This is a genomic window from Bacillus aquiflavi (assembly GCF_019915265.1).
Classification (GTDB): domain Bacteria; phylum Bacillota; class Bacilli; order Bacillales; family Cytobacillaceae; genus Bacillus_BT; species Bacillus_BT aquiflavi.
In genome coordinates this window covers 3,030,261-3,048,544 of sequence record NZ_CP082780.1, presented here as the reverse complement: position 1 = coordinate 3,048,544, position 18,284 = coordinate 3,030,261, and the positions used below count along the sequence as shown (strand labels likewise).

At 34.9% G+C, this 18,284-nt stretch carries 18 protein-coding genes and 2 pseudogenes; 17 read left to right on the top strand and 3 right to left on the bottom strand.

The window, feature by feature from the left end; genetic code table 11:
- The first annotated feature begins 647 nt into the window (after positions 1 to 647).
- Both K6959_RS14820 and K6959_RS14815 read left to right on the top strand, forming a co-directional pair.
- Positions 648 to 839, top strand: coding sequence for a transposase (locus K6959_RS14820; RefSeq protein WP_163242763.1), 192 nt, complete (start codon positions 648 to 650; stop codon positions 837 to 839).
- Positions 840 to 1,334: 495 nt separating this feature from the next.
- Positions 1,335 to 2,237: a M23 family metallopeptidase gene (locus K6959_RS14815; RefSeq protein ID WP_223086881.1), complete on the top strand. Its 903-nt coding sequence runs from the start codon at positions 1,335 to 1,337 to the stop codon at positions 2,235 to 2,237.
- Between the two features lie 305 nt (positions 2,238 to 2,542).
- On the opposite strand, the gene K6959_RS14810 is transcribed toward K6959_RS14815, so the two are convergent.
- The gene (locus tag K6959_RS14810; protein ID WP_163242765.1) at positions 2,543 to 2,842 is read right to left on the bottom strand and encodes a hypothetical protein; all 300 of its coding nucleotides are present in this window, start codon (positions 2,840 to 2,842) and stop codon (positions 2,543 to 2,545) included.
- Positions 2,843 to 4,165: 1,323 nt separating this feature from the next.
- Between K6959_RS14810 and K6959_RS19340 the strand changes: the two genes are divergently transcribed.
- The 3 genes from K6959_RS19340 to K6959_RS14800 all read left to right on the top strand — a co-directional run bounded on the left by K6959_RS19340 (position 4,166) and on the right by K6959_RS14800 (position 6,536).
- The gene (locus tag K6959_RS19340) at positions 4,166 to 4,321 is read left to right on the top strand and encodes a hypothetical protein (RefSeq protein ID WP_246234804.1); all 156 of its coding nucleotides are present in this window, start codon (positions 4,166 to 4,168) and stop codon (positions 4,319 to 4,321) included.
- Between the two features lie 4 nt (positions 4,322 to 4,325).
- Positions 4,326 to 4,919, top strand: coding sequence for a group II intron maturase-specific domain-containing protein (locus K6959_RS14805; protein ID WP_262421801.1), 594 nt, complete (start codon positions 4,326 to 4,328; stop codon positions 4,917 to 4,919).
- 510 nt (positions 4,920 to 5,429) lie between these two features.
- The gene (locus tag K6959_RS14800) at positions 5,430 to 6,536 is read left to right on the top strand and encodes a glycosyltransferase family 4 protein (protein ID WP_223086879.1); all 1,107 of its coding nucleotides are present in this window, start codon (positions 5,430 to 5,432) and stop codon (positions 6,534 to 6,536) included.
- Between the two features lie 102 nt (positions 6,537 to 6,638).
- Here K6959_RS14800 and K6959_RS14795 read toward each other — a convergent pair whose 3' ends face one another.
- On the bottom strand, positions 6,639 to 7,643 hold the full coding sequence (locus K6959_RS14795) for an LCP family protein (protein WP_223086878.1): 1,005 nt from the start codon (positions 7,641 to 7,643) through the stop codon (positions 6,639 to 6,641).
- 78 nt (positions 7,644 to 7,721) lie between these two features.
- Entirely contained in the window at positions 7,722 to 8,357 is a 636-nt protein-coding gene (locus K6959_RS14790; RefSeq protein ID WP_163242768.1) for a YigZ family protein, read from the bottom strand.
- Positions 8,358 to 8,963: 606 nt separating this feature from the next.
- Between K6959_RS14790 and K6959_RS14785 the strand changes: the two genes are divergently transcribed.
- From K6959_RS14785 to K6959_RS14745, 12 genes and pseudogenes are all read left to right on the top strand, one after another.
- Positions 8,964 to 10,094, top strand: coding sequence for a sensor histidine kinase (locus K6959_RS14785; RefSeq protein WP_163242769.1), 1,131 nt, complete (start codon positions 8,964 to 8,966; stop codon positions 10,092 to 10,094).
- Positions 10,095 to 10,180: 86 nt separating this feature from the next.
- Positions 10,181 to 10,864, top strand: a complete 684-nt coding sequence (locus K6959_RS14780) for a response regulator (protein WP_163242784.1) — start codon at positions 10,181 to 10,183, stop codon at positions 10,862 to 10,864.
- 549 nt (positions 10,865 to 11,413) lie between these two features.
- On the top strand, positions 11,414 to 11,617 hold the full coding sequence (locus K6959_RS19335; protein ID WP_246234998.1) for a hypothetical protein: 204 nt from the start codon (positions 11,414 to 11,416) through the stop codon (positions 11,615 to 11,617).
- Positions 11,618 to 11,665: 48 nt separating this feature from the next.
- On the top strand, positions 11,666 to 11,830 hold the full coding sequence (locus K6959_RS19330; RefSeq protein WP_246234996.1) for a reverse transcriptase domain-containing protein: 165 nt from the start codon (positions 11,666 to 11,668) through the stop codon (positions 11,828 to 11,830).
- A 110-nt stretch (positions 11,831 to 11,940) separates the two neighbouring features.
- On the top strand, positions 11,941 to 12,279 hold the full coding sequence (locus K6959_RS19325; RefSeq protein ID WP_262421800.1) for a reverse transcriptase domain-containing protein: 339 nt from the start codon (positions 11,941 to 11,943) through the stop codon (positions 12,277 to 12,279).
- Positions 12,280 to 12,429: 150 nt separating this feature from the next.
- Positions 12,430 to 12,708 (top strand): reverse transcriptase, encoded by a 279-nt coding sequence (locus tag K6959_RS19320; RefSeq protein ID WP_262421799.1) that lies wholly within the window; start codon positions 12,430 to 12,432, stop codon positions 12,706 to 12,708.
- A gap of 30 nt (positions 12,709 to 12,738) precedes the next feature.
- Positions 12,739 to 13,251, top strand: a pseudogene (locus K6959_RS14770) (MBOAT family O-acyltransferase); the annotation flags it as partial.
- Between the two features lie 15 nt (positions 13,252 to 13,266).
- Positions 13,267 to 13,503, top strand: coding sequence for a D-alanine--poly(phosphoribitol) ligase subunit DltC (gene dltC, locus K6959_RS14765; RefSeq protein WP_163242178.1), 237 nt, complete (start codon positions 13,267 to 13,269; stop codon positions 13,501 to 13,503).
- On the top strand, positions 13,500 to 14,678 hold the full coding sequence (gene dltD, locus K6959_RS14760) for a D-alanyl-lipoteichoic acid biosynthesis protein DltD (protein ID WP_163242179.1): 1,179 nt from the start codon (positions 13,500 to 13,502) through the stop codon (positions 14,676 to 14,678). The genes dltC and dltD overlap by 4 nt, the downstream gene beginning before the upstream one ends.
- Before the next feature lie 287 nt (positions 14,679 to 14,965).
- Positions 14,966 to 15,808, top strand: a pseudogene (locus K6959_RS14755) (DegV family protein).
- A gap of 87 nt (positions 15,809 to 15,895) precedes the next feature.
- Positions 15,896 to 17,413 (top strand): ATP-dependent helicase ComFA, encoded by a 1,518-nt coding sequence (locus K6959_RS14750; RefSeq protein WP_316252501.1) that lies wholly within the window; start codon positions 15,896 to 15,898, stop codon positions 17,411 to 17,413.
- A gap of 27 nt (positions 17,414 to 17,440) precedes the next feature.
- Positions 17,441 to 18,145, top strand: coding sequence for a ComF family protein (locus K6959_RS14745; protein WP_223086874.1), 705 nt, complete (start codon positions 17,441 to 17,443; stop codon positions 18,143 to 18,145).
- Positions 18,146 to 18,284: the final 139 nt, after the last annotated feature.

The following is an 18,284-nucleotide window of genomic DNA, read 5'->3' as shown; positions in this document are numbered from 1 at the left end:
TTTTTCAAACACCGTTTTCCAATGGACTGCTAATTCTCCTCTTGCAGTGTAACAGCATTATGTGAGTGTACTCGTATTTGTTTGGAATCGACGAGTGTCTATAGCTTTCATCCAACGATGTTTTTACACAATGATCAGTCGATTCATGCTCTTGATGGCAAAGTATTTGTGATAAATTTAACATAGATCGCTAACAAAAAAAGTTATAGATACATGGATAAAACTGATGAAATCGATGAATTTGTTATCGCCCGGGCATGTTGTCAGTTTGTTCCCCAATTGACGAAGGGAAAACAACGCTTCTTATAATACTTGAGCTATAAGTGTAATACCTTTTACAGTTTATAGAGGAGGCCGAGTTTTCTTCATTCGGTAAAGCGATGATTAATTTATTTTTCGAAAATTATAGCTTAGATGAACTGGCGCAAGACTTGGCTGACTATCTTCAGTCGAAAGGGAAAAACCGATTCCCTAATCCAGAATATGTGGCTAAGTCCATTCAATAGGTAGTCTGCTTTTTTTATCGGTTAGATAAAGTAGTCGAAGATTCCATCGATACCATTCTTGGTACATCAATCACATTGATTCGTATATTTGAAAAACAAATAAAAGAGCCTAGATCAATCGATTGAGCGAATTTAAAAACTGTGTTACAAACAATACTTGGAATGCAACCTGTTTTCACAGCTGTTATTATTGCTGAAATTGGCCACATTGAACGCTATTCTAGTGAAGAGAAAATCGGCCAAACATGCAGGCCTTTATTAGCGGAAAGCACCAGTTGGATCGCTTTACGGCAGACGATACACTGTTACCACAGATGGGAATCAGTATCTTAGATATTAATGTTTGTGTGATGATAACATTATTGTCACGAATTCAAGTATATTTTTTCGTTTTTGTGTAATTTAACAAAAATTGGTGATAAACCTCAGCTCAAAATATTCAGTACTTTTCCCCGAAGTTTAGTGTTTTTTGTGATAGTGCCGCCAATTTATTCAAGTTCTTCAAAATATAATTCCCTTTTCTAATTGAGAGATTTCAAATTTACCTTCCAATCATTAAAACTACATTAGAAACAGTTATTCAATTGTCATTATTTTATCAACACATTTTACTACTTAAAGTGTGAGCTATCAATTAGTTTCAAACCCTAGGTATATAGAACTGTTTTTTTTATCAATTTACGACATAATCCTCTTCCTTATTATTTTATTAAATGATTATAAAATACCATTTTTACAAAATGATAGAATTTATATAGAACGTATGTTCCGGATGTGTTATTGTAAAAACATAGAACATACGTTCTGAGAAAATTAGGAGGGATATTTATGGTTTTTATTAGACCAGCAGAAGGAACGATTACACAATATTTTAAGAAAGGAACTCATAATGGAATTGATATTGCCAAAAGTGGTACAGTGCCTATTTTAGCCGCAGCTTTAGGAACAGTTACAAAATCATATAACTCAGATTCCTATGGAGAAGTAGTTTTCATAAAACATGTCATTAACGGTGTACAATATGAGACTGTTTATGCTCATATGGCAGAAAGATCACGTACAGTTTCAGTTGGCCAAAATGTTAGTGTCGGCCAACGACTTGGGTATATGGGGAGCACTGGCTGGTGGACTGGTCAACATTTACACTTTGAAGTCCACAAGCCGTCTTGGAATAGCAGCAAAAGTTATGCAGTAAATCCTTTAGACTATATCAATTCTGGTGGAGGTGGCGGAACTGAAGGTCCGGGAACAGTTATTGGAGAGCCACAACCTGAATATGCAGGTAGAACAAAAAATGGCCGGATAGGTACTGCTACAACTATTGTATCGACACTAAATGTTAGAAATAGTCCTTCGACTAGTGGGAGAATAATTAGGACGCTTAGTTTAGGAAGTACGGCTTGGATTTATAAATTGAGTGGAGAATGGTATTGTATTGGAACTAATAATGGAGAAGAAGAGTGGATATCAAATGAAAACAGAGCTCACGCAAATGTGCGTTGGTATGATTTAAAATCAGGGCGTATCGGTGAAGGTTCGGTTAAAGTTTCGCTATTAAACGTTCGTTATTCACCGACTGAAACAGGTGAGCTATCAAGAAAAATTGGAAATGGTACTTCGTTTTATGTTTACAAAGAGTCGGGTTACTGGTTATGTATAGGAACTAAAGATGGCCGTGAGGAATGGATCGCAAATCCGAATAATGAATATGCTAACGTTACTTGGTATTGATCAATATTAATTTTACATGTAGGGGCTTTCCCAAAAGTCATTGAAAAATGACCTTTGGGAAACAACCCATTAATTTCAAAAAAGTAGTAAAAAATCACCTTTTCTTGTAAAATGAAGTCACCACTATAACATTTTAGAAAGAACGCCTTTTTTATGTGCAGACCGAAGGCTATTAATGATATTTACAACATATAAACTTCGCTAGTATTTTGCAATAGAAAAGTGCAGAAAAATGCAATTAAAAATGCAGAAGTTTGCCACCCATTTAACTCCGTTTTGACAGAGCGTGGGACAGTCTATAGCTTTCACCAGCAAAATCCTAATGATTTACATGAAGGTCCACAAAGTAAAATATTGTCACCCCAACATTTTAATCCCCATAAAGCCGCACAAATAAATGGACATGCAACTGAACCAATAGGAGCACAAGCGACCATACAAGCTACTGTTCCAGCTAAGCCACATCCCATACCTTGAATAGCATTACAAACATTTTGACAGACAGTACAACTTGAAACTTGAATTGAAGCACCACCCTCACTAGATTTAGGAGCAACTTCATTTTTCATTGTCTTGTTATCAAATAAAGGATTTTCATGCCACATTCGTATTCTAAATTTTCATCTTTAGTGTTAATAGTTACAATGGAGTAAACTTTATCGCCTACTGCTTGGAATGTATTAATAATGTCACCTTCATAAAGTTTGAAATTGCTCTAACACTCACACCTTCAATTGCATAAGAAATTACTGTTTTAAGATCATCTAGAACTAGTGTTAAAACTTCAACATGCATATTATCTCTATCAAATTTCCCACCAAGGGCTTTCGAAATCAATTCTTTATAATCATTTGATTTCTGTTTAGAAAAATAATTGATGGAGTGTTCAGGAATGCAAAAATTTTAAGGCTAATTCCCGAAAGTGGGAGTTAGCCTTTTAAGTTTGAGAATGTTGAATTACTCTTAATAATGTTTAATAAAGCCCCTTTTTGGTGTACAATTAATTTAAAGGGAGGTAAGATAACATGATGATAACTTATAAAAGATTTGCCCTAATTTCATTTTTAATACTGTTTTTCAGTTTAATAATAAGTAGAAGTTTTATGGGAAACATCTTTGTATCTTTATTAGCTTTCCTAATCATAATGGGGTTACTATATTCAGTAATGTTAATTATCCCTTTTTATTTTAGACGAAGAATAAATATATTTAATAAATACTTTGCATGGATAGAAAACGGTGGGAAATTAGGAAACAAAAGTTGAATTTCCTAAAGTTTTTTAGCAGAACATTCAATTAGAGTGTTCTTTTTTTAGTGTGCCAGGCATGGCATTTATCTAGGTGGTGCAAGTCCACTGTGGGGGAACACATCATCCAACCACTAGGGAAGCGCAAGGTCGTTATCGCGAGGTAAGCTGAAGGAAGCGTGTATCAAAATCTTGACTTGACGAACAGAAATCTGATCCCAAGGCTCAATAGGTGGATAAGGCTCCTAACAAGTCAAAGTCCCAAAGATGTGCGTAATCCTATCGAGTAAATCAGGCGAGTAAAAGAGGAAAGATAGCTGTCTTACCCTGGAAGGTCTCACGGACATCTGAGGAGTCCCCTATGAAGAAAGCTGGTCGAAAAAAGGTTTATCGTGAGAAGTCAGCCGAAGCCATAGTAGTGATACTTATCATGAAGGGCTGAACACTTTATAGTGTTTCTACACCATTAATGCACGGAAGATATACTTCAGAATGTGTTAATGAGGAAAGTATGAGCGTATCTCAGAGGATACTCAAAAGAGAAGTATCTTACCGTCACGTGAAAGGAAAGGAAGAAACGAGTGTGGAGCTTTTAGAAGAAATCTTAAGCAATCAAAATATGAATCAAGCCTATAAGCGGGTGTATCGCAATAAAGTAAAGGTGCAAGTGGAGTAGACGGAGTGACGGTGCAAGAACTGAAGGAACATCTAAAGAAACATAAAGATGAACTCCGTGATCAAATCCGAAAAAAATATCAACCAGCGCCAGCATTGGGAGTAGAGATCCCAAAAGAAAACGGAAAAATGCGCAAATTGGGCATTCCAACGGGTTGTTGACAGAGTGGTACAACAAGCAATTAGCCAAAGACTTAGCCCCATATTTGAAAAACAATTCAGCGAATACAGCTACGGTTTCCGACCAAGAAGAAGTTGTGAAATGGCAGTCGTTCAAGCGCTGGAATATATAAATGATGGATGCTTTTACTATGATTCAAATAAAAAGAGATTTCAACCAAGGCCACATGAACAATCGATTCAGAAGTTCCAACGAAAACTGCGCCAGCTAACGAAACGGAACTGGAGTATTTCTCTAGATATAAGAATCGTTAAACTGAAACAGGTCATTTATGGATGGGTCAGCTACCTTAAGATAGCGAACATGAAGAATGCGCTCGGAAAAATAGACGCAAAACTTCGCTCCAGACTACGAGTAATCATCTGGAAGCAATGGAAGACCAATAAAAAGAGAATAAAATCTCTTGTCCAGCTTGGGATACCCGAGGAGGAAGCAAAAGGCTTAGCGTACTGTCGGAAGGGTTATCGTTTTATTGGACTATCGAAGGTAGTCCATCGAGCGATATCAAATAAACGCTTTAGGCAAAGGGGGATTCCCTTTGTCTTAGACTACTATCTAAAAGTGCACATTGCGATATAAATTGAACCGCCGTATACGGAACCGTACGTACGGTGGTGTGAGAGGGACGGAAAGTTATTTAACTTTCCCCTCTACTCGATTTTTGGCACAAAATTAGTGCAGTACTCTGCATTTTTGCTTTGCAAAGCTCTGCACTTTTATTTTGCCATACACACCTTTATACCATATGAACACGATGATTTTTGACTTTCGAACAACTAATCCCTCCCTATCGTTGCACGTGTGATAGATAATGATTGATAGTACTACCCGATTCAGACCTCATTTACATTATAAAGGTGACAGCCGTAGTTCATCTTCCAATTAAGTTAAAAGTGATTTTATATGATTGTTTCCACAATATTTAAAGAATATGAACGACAACCGATTTGAGTAAACAGTTAGCTGCTAAAAAAAGCTCTTATATTATACTTAACTCAATTATTTCGTTTGAAATATTTTGAGATTTTGTGTAGAAAGGTGTAATATATGTTAAGTAAGAATGAATAAGTTCTACGGAGTTGAAGAACGTTGTCAAAAATATTAATACTTACTGAAGATTATCCGAGTAATGAAAATAAATATCCAAGCTCCTTTATCCATTCAAGGAATTTAATTTATTTGAAAAATGGATTTGAACTACTTGTTTTATCCTTTAATGCAAATAAGGCATACAAATATGAAGGAATCGATGTTATTTCTCTAAAAGAATTTGAAGCTGATTATCAAGTTTCATCATTCGATTTAGTTTTAAGTCATGCTCCCAATCTTAGGCACCATGTTGTCTTTTTAAATAAACATCAAAAAAAGATAAAAAAAGTTGTCTTTTTTTTTTATGGACACGAAGTGTTGAAAATTAACAAATATTATCCAAATCCATATTCTTTCGACAAAAATAGTAGTGTAACCAAAGATTTGCTCCAAAATTTTTATGATACTGTTAAATTATTGATTCTTAAAAGATATTTTAAAAGCTTACTTTTAAAAAGTAAAGCACATATTGTTTTCGTTAGTGAATGGATGAAAACAGAATTTATAAAGAATGTAAAAATAGATGATCATATTTTGCGAGAAAGGTCTTCTATTATTCATAATAATATTAATGAGGTTTTTGAAGTTGAATCATATATTCCAGCTGAAAAATTTTTAGCAGATGTCATTACAATTAGACCGCTTGATAAATCAAAATATGCTATTGATGTTGTAGCAAAGATTGCTGAAGCGAATCCTAATATAACCTTTCATGTTTATGGTAAAGGGGAGTATTTTAATCACTATCAACCTCCTGAAAATTTAGTTGTGTTTAATCAGTTTCTTTCGCAAAAAGAAATTCCTAAACTATTAAACCAATATCGGTGTGCTTTAATGCCGACAAGATTAGATTCACAAGGTGTCATGATGTGTGAAATGGCAGCATACGGTATACCATTAATTACATCAAATATTTCAATTTGCCAAGAAATGATGAAAGGTTTTAGTAACACTTTTTTTATTCATAATGACTTAACAAAGAACCAAGATATTACAACATTCATTTCGAATATAGACTTCACTAAAGAGATTAATAAAGAAAAATTTTCTTTAAAAAAAACTGTCTTTAAGGAAATTGATTTAATAAAAAAATTAATAGAAGATTGATCATCTACTTTAAAACTGAAACAGGGAAGCGTAAAGAATTTGATTAAAGTTTTCCTAAATAAAACAATCATCCTTAGCCGATTTTGGCTAAGGATGACTGTTTTAAGACGATTGTTCATTACTATTTACAGTATAGTTTGGGATCTCAAGTATTCTTCGTAATTCATTACTTACTTCATCGACTGAGTCTTTATTTGGTTCATAAAAAGAAAGATTTTCAATTTCTATATTTTCGCCTTCAATTTCTAATTTCTTAAACTCTTGATTTTTAATTTCATTGTAAAAATTTCTTAAACCTAACATCTCATTTAAGGAAATATTTGTTTTTACGTTAGAGCCGAGAGATTCGATAATTTTATTTGCCTTTGGTAAAGTGTTCACAGATAAGGCTTGGTCAGCGATTGCCTTTAATGTTTCTTGTTCTCTTTTTTGACGGCCAAAATCTCCTTCAGGATCTTCATAACGCATTTGGACAAATGCTAAAGCTTTTCGTCCATCTAATTTCATTGTTCCTTCTTTAAAATAAACATAGTTTCCCTTTAGATCACTTTGTTTAAAATCAAATGGAACATTTACAGTAATTCCGCCTATTTCATCTATAATATCTTGAAAAGCTTTCGCACCAGCTTTTACATAAAAATCAACGGGAACATCAAGAAGTTCTTGAACAGCATCGACGGTGCCTTCAATATCTCCCCATGCGTAAGCATGATTTATTTTGTGTTTTTTCTTTTTTCTTGGAATATATGTTCGAGTATCTCTTGGGATACTTAATAAAGCGACTTCTTTTGTTTTAGGGTTAAGAGTAACAAGTATGAGTGCGTCAGCTCGTCCTTTATCCTCATCCTGATAATCATCAACACCAATTAATAATATTGTTACTGGATCGTCTTTTAAAGTGACCTTTGAATCACGCAGTTCAGATTTAGTTCCTCTATTCAATTCTTCATCACTGTCATCAGCTGCTTTATTTATCGTGTAAGCTAAATAGCCACCATATCCTAAACCTAATATAGAAATGAACAAAATACTAATTGCTACGTATTTTAGAAAACGTTTGAACGGCCGTTTCTTTTGTTTACGTATATAAATTCTTGTTCCCTTCATTTTTGTTACCCTCGCTTCAAAAATATTCAAATGTTCTCCATTCATTATAAATAGGTAAGTTTTCTTATTCAAATAAATCTAGAAAACATCTTTTTCTAAGTATACTAGTTCCCCTTCGTTAATAACACTTTGTCCATTTGTTAAATCAGTCATCCATTCCTTGAACAGTTTCGTCTGATTATTTTCAACAAAAGTCTTAATTTCAACATGATCATAATAGTGAATATCTTTTATCTTATAAATTGAGGAACGGAGTTCATTTTCTATTTTACCTAGCCAAGTGTAATCAATTTTTGTTCGTACCACACACATAAGCTTACGTTCAACAATTCCCGTTGCATTAATTCCTTCAGAAGTAGCTTTTCCATAGGCACGAATAAGGCCTCCTGCCCCTAATTTAATTCCGCCAAAGTAACGTGTAATGACAGCAACCGTATTTTTTAGTTGCTTTTTTTTCAATACTTCTAGTATGGGAACACCAGCCGTTCCACTTGGTTCTCCGTCATCATTAGCTTTTTGAATTTGGTCACGTTCTCCAATTAAATATGCAGAGCAATTATGTGTTGCATCCCAATGTTTTTTTTTCATCATTTGAATAAACTCTTGAGCCTCAGCTTCCGTTTCAGCACGCGAGATGTATGCGATGAAGCGTGATTTTTGAATAACAATTTCATGCTCGCCGTATCCTTTAATAGTATAATAGCGAGTTAACATTGTTCATCTTTCCTTTCGTTTTTCAACCGTTATTTAGATGAAGAGAAAAAATGTGTATGATCAATTTTATGTTTTTGCTACTTTTCTCAATCCAATTATTAAATTGTTATGATGCGAAAAGCAGTTGTTTTGGCTTATTGTAATTTAACATGATTATTGCTCTTGAACTACTGGCCATCTGAGTCATAGAGAAAGCCTTAACCTATTTTAGGAAAAGTAGACCCTTCCTTATAGTACACTATTATAATTTGACATGCATATTTCAGCAAACCTTGTAATAAAAACTTAATAATCGACATAATTTGACGTAAAAAAATAAAATTCTAAAGTAATTTTAGATTACATTTTTTGTCATTTTTTTAGTATGATAAAAGTTTAATAATTAAGTTTATTATATAGAAAAATAAGATTTTGTAATAAATTTTAAAAATAGTAATCAAATTTGTAGTACATTAGTCTTAAAAATGAGTTTTAAACTATGTCTTTTTACCGAATTTTATCTACGTTCCCATAGATTTCTTACGTGAAAGATAGTATAAATGATCGTTTCACGATAAAATAACTTATATAAGAAAAAGGTTTTGAGCTTGCGGAGGGTTTGGTGTCATGACGTTAACAAAATTTAATACGAAGACCCTAGATCAAATAATAGAAAAAATGATGACAGAGATTAGAAAATATAAAGATGAAATTTTCCGTGTTAGTGAAAAGGGTTGGAATGATTATGAATTTCTTAAAGAAGAATTAACACATGTAAAGGAAAGGGCTTCCTACATAATAAAGGATAGGGAGAAGCTCGATTTCCAACTTCATTTTGTCCAAAAGAAGCTTTCGGAAATAGGTGAGGACGTTAAAGGATGCACTAGCGAGGAATTATTAAATCAAGCACAAGAGCTTCAAAGACATTTAAAATTAAATAGACAAGAGGAAATACAACTGCAGAATCGAAGTGATGAGATTGAACGACAATTGTTGGAGTTAAAGGCAACAATAGAACAAGCGGAGCAGTTTGTTTTACGAATTTCAGTCGTATTGACTTATTTGACTAACGATATAAAGCAATCGGGAGAAAGAATAAAAGAAAGAACGCATAAACAAGAGATTGGATTAAAAATGATTGATGCACAGGAAGAGGAACGAAAACGATTATCAAGAGAAATACATGACGGTCCGGCGCAAATGCTTGCAAACGTCCTCTTGCGCTCGGATTTAATTGAGCGTATTTTTCGGGAAAGAAGTCCAGAGGAAGCAATGGATGAAATCCGCAGTTTGAAGAAGATGGTGCGTCATACACTACACGAGGTTCGCCGTATAATTTATGATTTGCGCCCCATGCCTTTAGAAGAGCTAGGGTTAATTTCTACTTTAAAAAAATATTTTCAAACTATTGAGGAGTATTATAAAAATATTAAAATTTCGTTTATCTCTATTAGCAACGATAAACGGCTTCCAATTAAATATGAACTTGCGCTTTTTCGACTCATTCAAGAATCGGTTCAAAATGCATTAAAACATGCTTATTCCACAGAAATCCAAGTAAAATTAACAATTGCTGACGGTAGTATATCTATCGTGGTGAACGATAACGGAAAAGGTTTTGACTTAAATAAACAACAGAAATCACAATCCTTTGGTATTTTAGGAATGAAGGAACGAGTCGAGCTTTTAAATGGGGAAATATCGATTGATACTCAACTCGATGTTGGAACAAGTATTCGGATTCAAGTTCCATTTTAGGCGTGTAAGTTATCATTCCCGTTACATATTTATGAAGGACAAAGAGATAAAGAAAAACAGAAGGTTTGAGGGAGGAAAAGGGTTTGATTACAAAGATTGCTATTATTGATGATCATCAACTTTTCAGAGAAGGGGTTAAAAGAATTTTAGACTTTGAGAAAACCTTCGAAGTAATCGCTGAAGGGGATGATGGTTCAGAAGCCGCCGATCTAGTTGAAAAATATAATCCAGATGTTACGATAATGGACATTAACATGCCTAATGTGAATGGCGTAGATGCCACAAAAGAAATATTGGAAAGATTCCCTGAAGCTAAAGTCATTATTTTATCAATTCATGATGATGAAAATTATGTAATGCACTCATTGAAAACAGGTGCATGTGGTTATTTATTGAAGGAAATGGATGCGGATGCATTAATAGAAGCGGTTCAAGTAGTTGCGAATGGCGGCTCTTACTTACATCCAAAAATCACTCATAATTTAGTCAATGAATATCGTCGCTTAGCGTTAGAATCAGTCGGGTCAGGGTACAATACTTTTCAACAAACTGAAATTTGCCGACCGCTACATTTGCTAACTCGGCGAGAGTGTGAGGTTTTACAACTGTTGACCGATGGGAAAAGTAATCGGGGTATAGGAGAGGCACTATTCATTAGTGAAAAAACAGTGAAGAACCATGTAAGTAATATTTTACAAAAAATGAATGTAAATGACCGTACTCAAGCTGTTGTAGTAGCCATTAAAAATGGCTGGGTCGAAGTTCGCTAAGAAGCTGTCGTTAGACAGCTTCTCTTTTGGTGCGCCCGGCATGCGCATGAACTATAGGGTGCAAGTCCCGAACCCCGAAGACAGAAGTAGAGGTTAGCCAAGAGCAAGGGTGTCCGTGGTGACATGGAATCTGAAGGAAGCTGGAGGCAAACTCCTGAACTGACGAACAGAAACTGCATACAAGGCTGACTTGGAATGGACGAGTCTGCCAAACATGACAAAGTTCGATACTGCACGAGTTCCATACAGTAAATGCAGCGGTTACATGGGAGGAAAGTTATAATTCTTACCTGGGGAGGTCTCACAAGGGTTATTGAATTAACAATGGTATTAGTGATAATCCAATGAATTGTGAGGAGTCAGTAGATGCCATAGTAGTTTCTAAGGAAATGAAGGGCTGAACAATCTTAAATCTTGAAGAACAAGGAGGTGCAGACATCACCCGCCTAAACACAGAAAAAATCATCATGGCATTTGCCAGAGAGATGACTACCTATGAAGAGATACGTTGGAAACGGAAGGGTACATAGGAGAGTGTAGAAATGTCGCATGGGTATGAAGAAACGAGATGGTATCAACTTAATTGAGAGAATAACCTCTGACAATAATCTTTGGACTGCATACAAGAAAGTATATGCAAACAAAGGTGTACCGGGAGTCGATGGAATTACTGTCAAAGAACTTGAAAGTCACATGCTTAAATATGACGACCAATTGAAACGAAAGCTTAGAGATGGAACATACAGACCTTAACCAGTAAAGAGGGTAGCCATTCCAAAAGCCGACGGTTCAAAAAGATACTTGGGAATTCCCAGCGTTCTAGATAGAGTCGTACAACAAGCAATACTTCAAGTAATTGACCCAATTATTGACCCCCACTTTTCGGAACATAGCTTTGGATTCCGTAAAGGAAGAAACGCACACCAAGCGGTAGAGAAAGCCAAAGAATATTATCAAGAAGGATAGAGAGTTGTCGTTGATTGTGATTTAAAAAGTTACTTTGATACTATACACCACCAACGAATCAGGGCATACCTTGAATATTTTATCAAAGATAAAATAGTATTGAAACTAATTTGGAGTTTCTTACATTCAGGCATACTTGTAAGGATATCTACATTGAAACAACGAAAGGTGCTCCGCAGGGAGGACCATTATCGCCCATCTTAGTAAATGTCTATCTCAATATGTTAGATAGAGAATTGGAAAGAAGGGGACATCGTTTCATCAGATATGCAGATGATTTCGTTATTTACGTTAAAAGTAAACGTGCTGGCGAAAGAGTCATGGAAAGTATTACCGAATTCCTTGAAAAGGACTTAGGACTCACGATAAACCAGAAGAAAAGTAAAGTGTGTGGGGCGACATCGGCCACTTTCCTAGGATTTAACATACAAAATTTAATGGGAAAGTGAATTGCCGACCTAGTAGGTCGGCGAAACGAAAATTTAAAGATAAGCTAAGGAAACTAACCAGTCGAAAACGACCAGGAACATTCCACGAAATAATCACAAAAAATAAATCAAACGACATCAGGATGGATTAACTATTATGGTATCTCAAATATGAAATCATTCATAAAAGATATTCAACAGTGGTTACATCATCATCGATTAAGACAATTGATATGGAAACGTTGGAAGTTAGTACGTACAAAGTACAAAATGCTTCGTAAATATGGAATTAATCATGAGGATGCGATGAAATTAGCCAATACCCGTAAAGGATATTGGCGAGTATCACTTAATGACATCATCCATCGTGCCATACCAAATGAAAAGCTCAGAAAATGGGGATTAAAAGATTTGTCCACACTCTATGAGCTTCGATACTTAAAAGGTTGAACCGCCGTATACGGAACCGTACGTGCAAACGATTCGTTTTTATCTAAATTATCATATATGTACGCTTATAGTATGTACTTATTTTTTGATTTTGCAGGCTATAGTGCTTTTGCAATCGGAATCAGTTATATTATGGGGATAAAAAAACCGGAAAACTTTAATATGCCTTTTATTAGCAGAAATATTAAAGACTTTTGGAATCGTTGGCATATGACTTTATCATTCTGGTTTAGAGATTATGTATATATGAGATTTGTTTTTTTAATGCGTAAGAAAAAATGGATAAAAGATCGTTATGTCACTTCGTATATAGGATATTTCCTACTATTCTTTTTAATGGGAGTTTGGCATGGTCTTGAATGGCATTACATATTGTATGGTCTTTATCATGCGTTTTTAATGATATCTTTTGATATTTTTGAAAGGATCAATAAAAAACATAAGTTTTGGCCAAATAATAAAGCGACTAGGCCTATCGCAATTATAATGACCTTTAACTTTATTTGTTTTGGATTTTATATTTTCTCAGGTAAATTTATTTAGAAAGGATTGTTGAAAATGGAATTTAAAGATCAAGTATTAAATATTATCGCAGAGGTTTGTCAAGACGATATTGTAAAGGAAGATCCTCAAATTGAATTGTTCGAAGAAGGGATTTTAGACTCATTTGGGGTAGTCAACCTTTTATTGGAGTTTGAAGAACAGTTAGGAATAACTATTCCAATCTCAGATTTTGATAGAGATGAATGGAATACGCCACATTTAATTATTAAAAAGTTGGATGAATTAAGATGAAAGCTGTAAAGCGTTTCCCCTTTCTTTTATCTATTTTTATTTTTATAGGGGTATTATTTTTTCCGGTCAAGTGGCTCATGCCATTTATAGATGAAGAAACACTTTATCATCATGCATCAGAACAAAATCCAGAAATGTTTAAAGGTGTGATGATCCAACAAAAAGCTATAGAAACAGACAATTTTTTTCCTATTTATGGTTCTTCTGAATTGTCGAGTATGAGCCAATTCCATCCCACTAACCATTTTATCGTTAATGAAAAAAATTTCGCACCATTCATTTACGGAAAAGGCGGCGTACAATCATTAGTACACTTTTTGAATTTGAGTTCACTAGATGAACAGTTAGAAAATAAAAAAATAGTCTTTATTCTTTCACCGCAATGGTTTGTGCCTGGAGGAATTGATCAAGATTCATTTGCAAGCAACTATTCTCCGCTTCATGCATACAAGCTGGCTTTTAACTTTAAGATGGATAAAAATATAAAAAAAGAAGCAATGAAACGATTGTTAGAGTTCAATGAAATTAGAAAGGACCGTAAGCTTCGATATTTGTATGAAGCCCAAACTAACAGCGATCTATTTTCAAAAATAAAAGGTGCAGCTATGTTACCGGCAGCTTTTATCTATAAAAACATTTTAGAAAAAAAAGATTTCTATCAAACGATTATAAGCAAATCAAAAGAGTTTTCTGTTATAGACGAAAAGAATATTAAAGACAAATCATATAAAGAGTTGCTTAATTATGCTGAACAAATAGGGGAGACGCAAGTTACAAATAATTCTTACTCGCTTCAAGATGACTACTATAATAAGTATATTAACGAGAAACATGATGAGTTAAAAAACTATTTAGCTGAGGTATCTTATTCCGCTTCAGTAGAGTATGAAGATCTTCAACTCGTACTTGATCTTTTGAAAGAAAAAAGGGTAGATGCCATTTTTGTCTCTGTACCAATGAATGGATCTTGGTATGATTATGGAGGATATTCAAAGGAGCACCGAGCGGAATATTACAGTAAGGTTAAAAAGCAAGTGGAATCATCAGGATTTCCAGTTCTTGATTTAACTGAAAAAGAGTATGAAAATTATTTGTTAAAAGATGTAATGCACTTAGGCTGGAAAGGCTGGGTTTATATTAATGAATCAATGGAGCAGCACTGGAATAAGAAGTGACTGCCTAAATAGCCATTATAAAAGCTCGAATAACATTGACTCTGTGTTATTCGAGCTAATATTCTTTGTATGCCTATATTTCATTTCGAGTTACAGTCATGATGACATCTTCTGAACTTTCCTATTAATGGAGTTATTGGCACGATAATTCTAAATCGCTTTATGATAACATAATAATTAGATTAATAGATAAGAAAATTGTATTATGATAAATGAATCTTTTGACAATATCATATAAAATAGGAATATCTATAATATAAGAAAATAAAATAAGGAAGGTATCCTAAATGAAAACGGCAGTTGTTACGGACAGTACAGCATACATACCAAAGGAATTGCGAGATAAATTAAATATTCATATGATTCCTTTAAGTGTTATTTTTTGAAACGAGACATATCAAGAAGAAATAGAAATGAGTGCAGCAGATTTCTATGATATGGTTAAAAGGGAGGATAAGCTCCCAACTACGTCACAGCCAGCTGTTGGACAATTTGTTGAGCTTTTTAGCGAATTATCTAAAGAATATGATGCAGTTATAAGTGTTCATCTTTCAAGTAAAATTAGCGGTACATACCAAGGCGCGGTTTCAGCTGGTGAGATGGTGAAAGAGATTAAAGTGCATCCTTTTGATTCGGAAATTAGTTGCATGGCACAAGGATTTTATGCCATTGAAGGGGCTGAGATGGCGCAAGATGGAAAAGGATCAGATGAGATATTAGCTCGTTTTGCTGAGATGAAACAGTCGCTGCGGGCATATTTTATGGTTGATGATTTATCACACCTTCAAAGGGGCGGACGTCTCTCAAGCGCTCAAGTGATCATTGGAAGTCTGCTTCAAGTAAAGCCTCTTCTACATTTCGTCGATAAGATGATCGTTCCATTTGAAAAAATTCGCACTCGCAAGCGAGCGATGAAACGGATTGTCGATCTTTTGGAAGAAGATATTAAAAATGGATTGTCTTATAAAGCTGTGATTATCCATGCGAACCGTGAAGCAGAGGCAAATGAGTGGAAGGCAGAGCTAGAAACCAAGTATCCAAATGTAGAATTTTCTATCAGTTATTTCGGTGCAGTTATAGGTACACATCTTGGTGAAGGCGCCATGGGAATGGCTTGGGTAAAAAAGTAATTTTTATATTTTTACTGTGTTGCCATTCCTGTTTAGGAATGGCAATTCAAAATCTGGAAATCATATGATGTAGGGAGGAAGATATATTTGCGTTTCACATTGTTAGACAATAAACTGATTCCTGAACCACTGCTGTCTACACATAAACGGTATGAAAATAAGTTATCCTCACTTTTTCCACTTTTTCATTTTAAGCACCTTCCCATTCAACCACTTAATCAAACTTTTCCCTTCAATAAAAAAATGCAGTCTTTTATAGCTGGAAAACAATTAACTTTAGCTGAAATACCATTTTCCCTTAAAACAATTCATCATCATTATGAACAAGGCTATTTAATCTATCGACATGGAGTTTATGTAAAAGATAAAAAGTTTATTTGTGGAAGATGTAGAAATCAACATCAACAAAAATTTGCCTCATTCTATTGTATCCGTTGCCGTGGGCGATGCACATATTGTCGTGAATGTGTAATGATGGGAAGGGTTAGTTCATGTACACCGCTCATTAGCTGGATCGGTCCCACCCCAACACGTGATTTCGCTAAATCACCTTTATGTTGGTCCGGAACTTTATCAGAAGGACAACGAACTGCTTCAGAATGTGTTGTTCGTTCAATTCAACTTAATGAGGAATTACTCGTCTGGGCTGTGTGCGGTGCCGGAAAAACAGAGGTTTTGTTTTCTGGTATTGAGTCAGCTCTTATAGCAGGAAAACGTGTTTGTATTGCAACCCCGCGAACTGACGTTGTCATCGAATTAACCCCCCGCCTCCAAGCAGCTTTTCCAACAGTGACAATTGCTTCATTATATAGTGGAAGCAGTGATTTTCATCAAAATGCACCGATAACGATTTCAACAACACATCAACTTCTTCGTTTTTATCAAGCTTTTGATGCTGTCATTTTAGACGAGGTTGATGCATTCCCATACTCGGTAGATGAGACTTTGCAACGGGCTGTCCATCAAGCACGGAAAAAAAACTCCTCACTTATTTACTTATCAGCTACTCCGAATCAAAAGTGGCAACGAGAATGCCGGCTTAAAAAAAAAAAGTTCATTACGATTCCAGCTAGATATCATCGCCATTCACTTCCTATTCCTTATTTTGCTTGGTGCGGTAATTGGCAAAAACAATTAACAAAAAATAAACTCCCACAAAATATACTCAATTGGATAAAAACGCGTCTGAAGTTAAACAAGCCAACACTATTATTTTGCCCAACAATTAATGTAATGGAAGCTGTACGTTTATTGCTTCACAAGTTTCAAATAAAGGTCGAAGCCGTTCATGCAGAAGATCCAGAGCGAAAGGAAAAAGTTCAACTGATGAGGAACGGGGATGTATCAATGCTTTTAACGACAACAATTTTAGAGCGAGGGGTAACGTTTCCAAATCTTGATGTCGCCATTCTTGGAGCAGAAGACCCGATTTTTACAGAAAGTGCATTGATTCAAATTGCAGGCAGGGTAGGAAGAAGCGCCGATTTTCCAGAGGGAGACATCGTGTTTTTCCACTTTGGAAAAACAGAAGCGATGGTAAATGCTCGAAAGAAAATCATTGAAATGAATCGAGGAGGGATTCAACGAGGTTTAATAGATAAATAATTTTTTAAAAAAGGAGAGTGAAGCTAAATGTCTTCTCTTTGTTTGTTATGCAGTTGCAGTTTGACTGAGCCTATTGGCTGGAGATCGCTGTTTACCTTACACAAAACAAATGTAATTTGTCGTACATGTCAAGAGCAACTAGAGGAAATAAGCGGAGAAACATGCGGCATATGTAACCGGCTTTTTAATATGATCGATGATCAGTTTCGGCATGGGGATCTCTGTTATGATTGTGTTCGCTGGGAAACAGATGCAAAGTGGAGTGGGCTTATAGAACGAAATCATTCCTTATTTGTGTACAATGATTTTTTAAAAGAAGTACTGATGCGTTTTAAATTTCGTGGCGATTACATTATCAGTAAAGTATTCTGTCAGAAAATAATCGAAACTTTAAATGATATTTCTTACGATATACTTGTACCGATTCCTCTTAGTGAGGAGCGTCTTTACGAGCGGGGATTTAATCAGGCAGAGGCTCTTATTCAAGAGGCAGGATTAAAATCAGTGAATGCTCTTACACGCATTCATACAGAAAAAAAGTCGAAAAAGTCTCGAATGGAACGAATTCATCTTGAACAAGTTTTTCGTGTGACAGAACCTCAAATAAAAGAAAAACGGATTGTCTTAGTTGATGATATTTACACAACTGGATCAACGCTGAGACATGCAGCTAAAATGCTAAAAGAAGCAGGGGCTAAAAGTGTATCCTCGTTAACAGTTGCAAGAGGATAAGGATTATGAATAATTATTTTTATTCCCGGCTTAACAAAAATGAAAAATGAGCTCGTAATAAGATTTTTAATTTTAACAAGTATCAACTATTATCAAAAAGTAAAATTTTATTATTTTTCATTAGAGGGATAAACTCTTA

Coding starts and splice junctions, on each gene's coding strand:
- K6959_RS14815 (WP_223086881.1), top strand. CDS start 1,335: ATGGTTTTTATTAGACCAGCAGAAGGAACGATTACACAATATTTTAAG.
- K6959_RS14810 (WP_163242765.1), bottom strand. CDS start 2,842: ATGTGGCATGAAAATCCTTTATTTGATAACAAGACAATGAAAAATGAA.
- K6959_RS14795 (WP_223086878.1), bottom strand. CDS start 7,643: ATGAAGGGAACAAGAATTTATATACGTAAACAAAAGAAACGGCCGTTC.
- K6959_RS14790 (WP_163242768.1), bottom strand. CDS start 8,357: ATGTTAACTCGCTATTATACTATTAAAGGATACGGCGAGCATGAAATT.
- K6959_RS14785 (WP_163242769.1), top strand. CDS start 8,964: ATGACGTTAACAAAATTTAATACGAAGACCCTAGATCAAATAATAGAA.
- K6959_RS19335 (WP_246234998.1), top strand. CDS start 11,414: ATGGGTATGAAGAAACGAGATGGTATCAACTTAATTGAGAGAATAACC.
- K6959_RS19320 (WP_262421799.1), top strand. CDS start 12,430: ATGAAATCATTCATAAAAGATATTCAACAGTGGTTACATCATCATCGA.
- dltC (WP_163242178.1), top strand. CDS start 13,267: ATGGAATTTAAAGATCAAGTATTAAATATTATCGCAGAGGTTTGTCAA.
- dltD (WP_163242179.1), top strand. CDS start 13,500: ATGAAAGCTGTAAAGCGTTTCCCCTTTCTTTTATCTATTTTTATTTTT.
- K6959_RS14745 (WP_223086874.1), top strand. CDS start 17,441: ATGTCTTCTCTTTGTTTGTTATGCAGTTGCAGTTTGACTGAGCCTATT.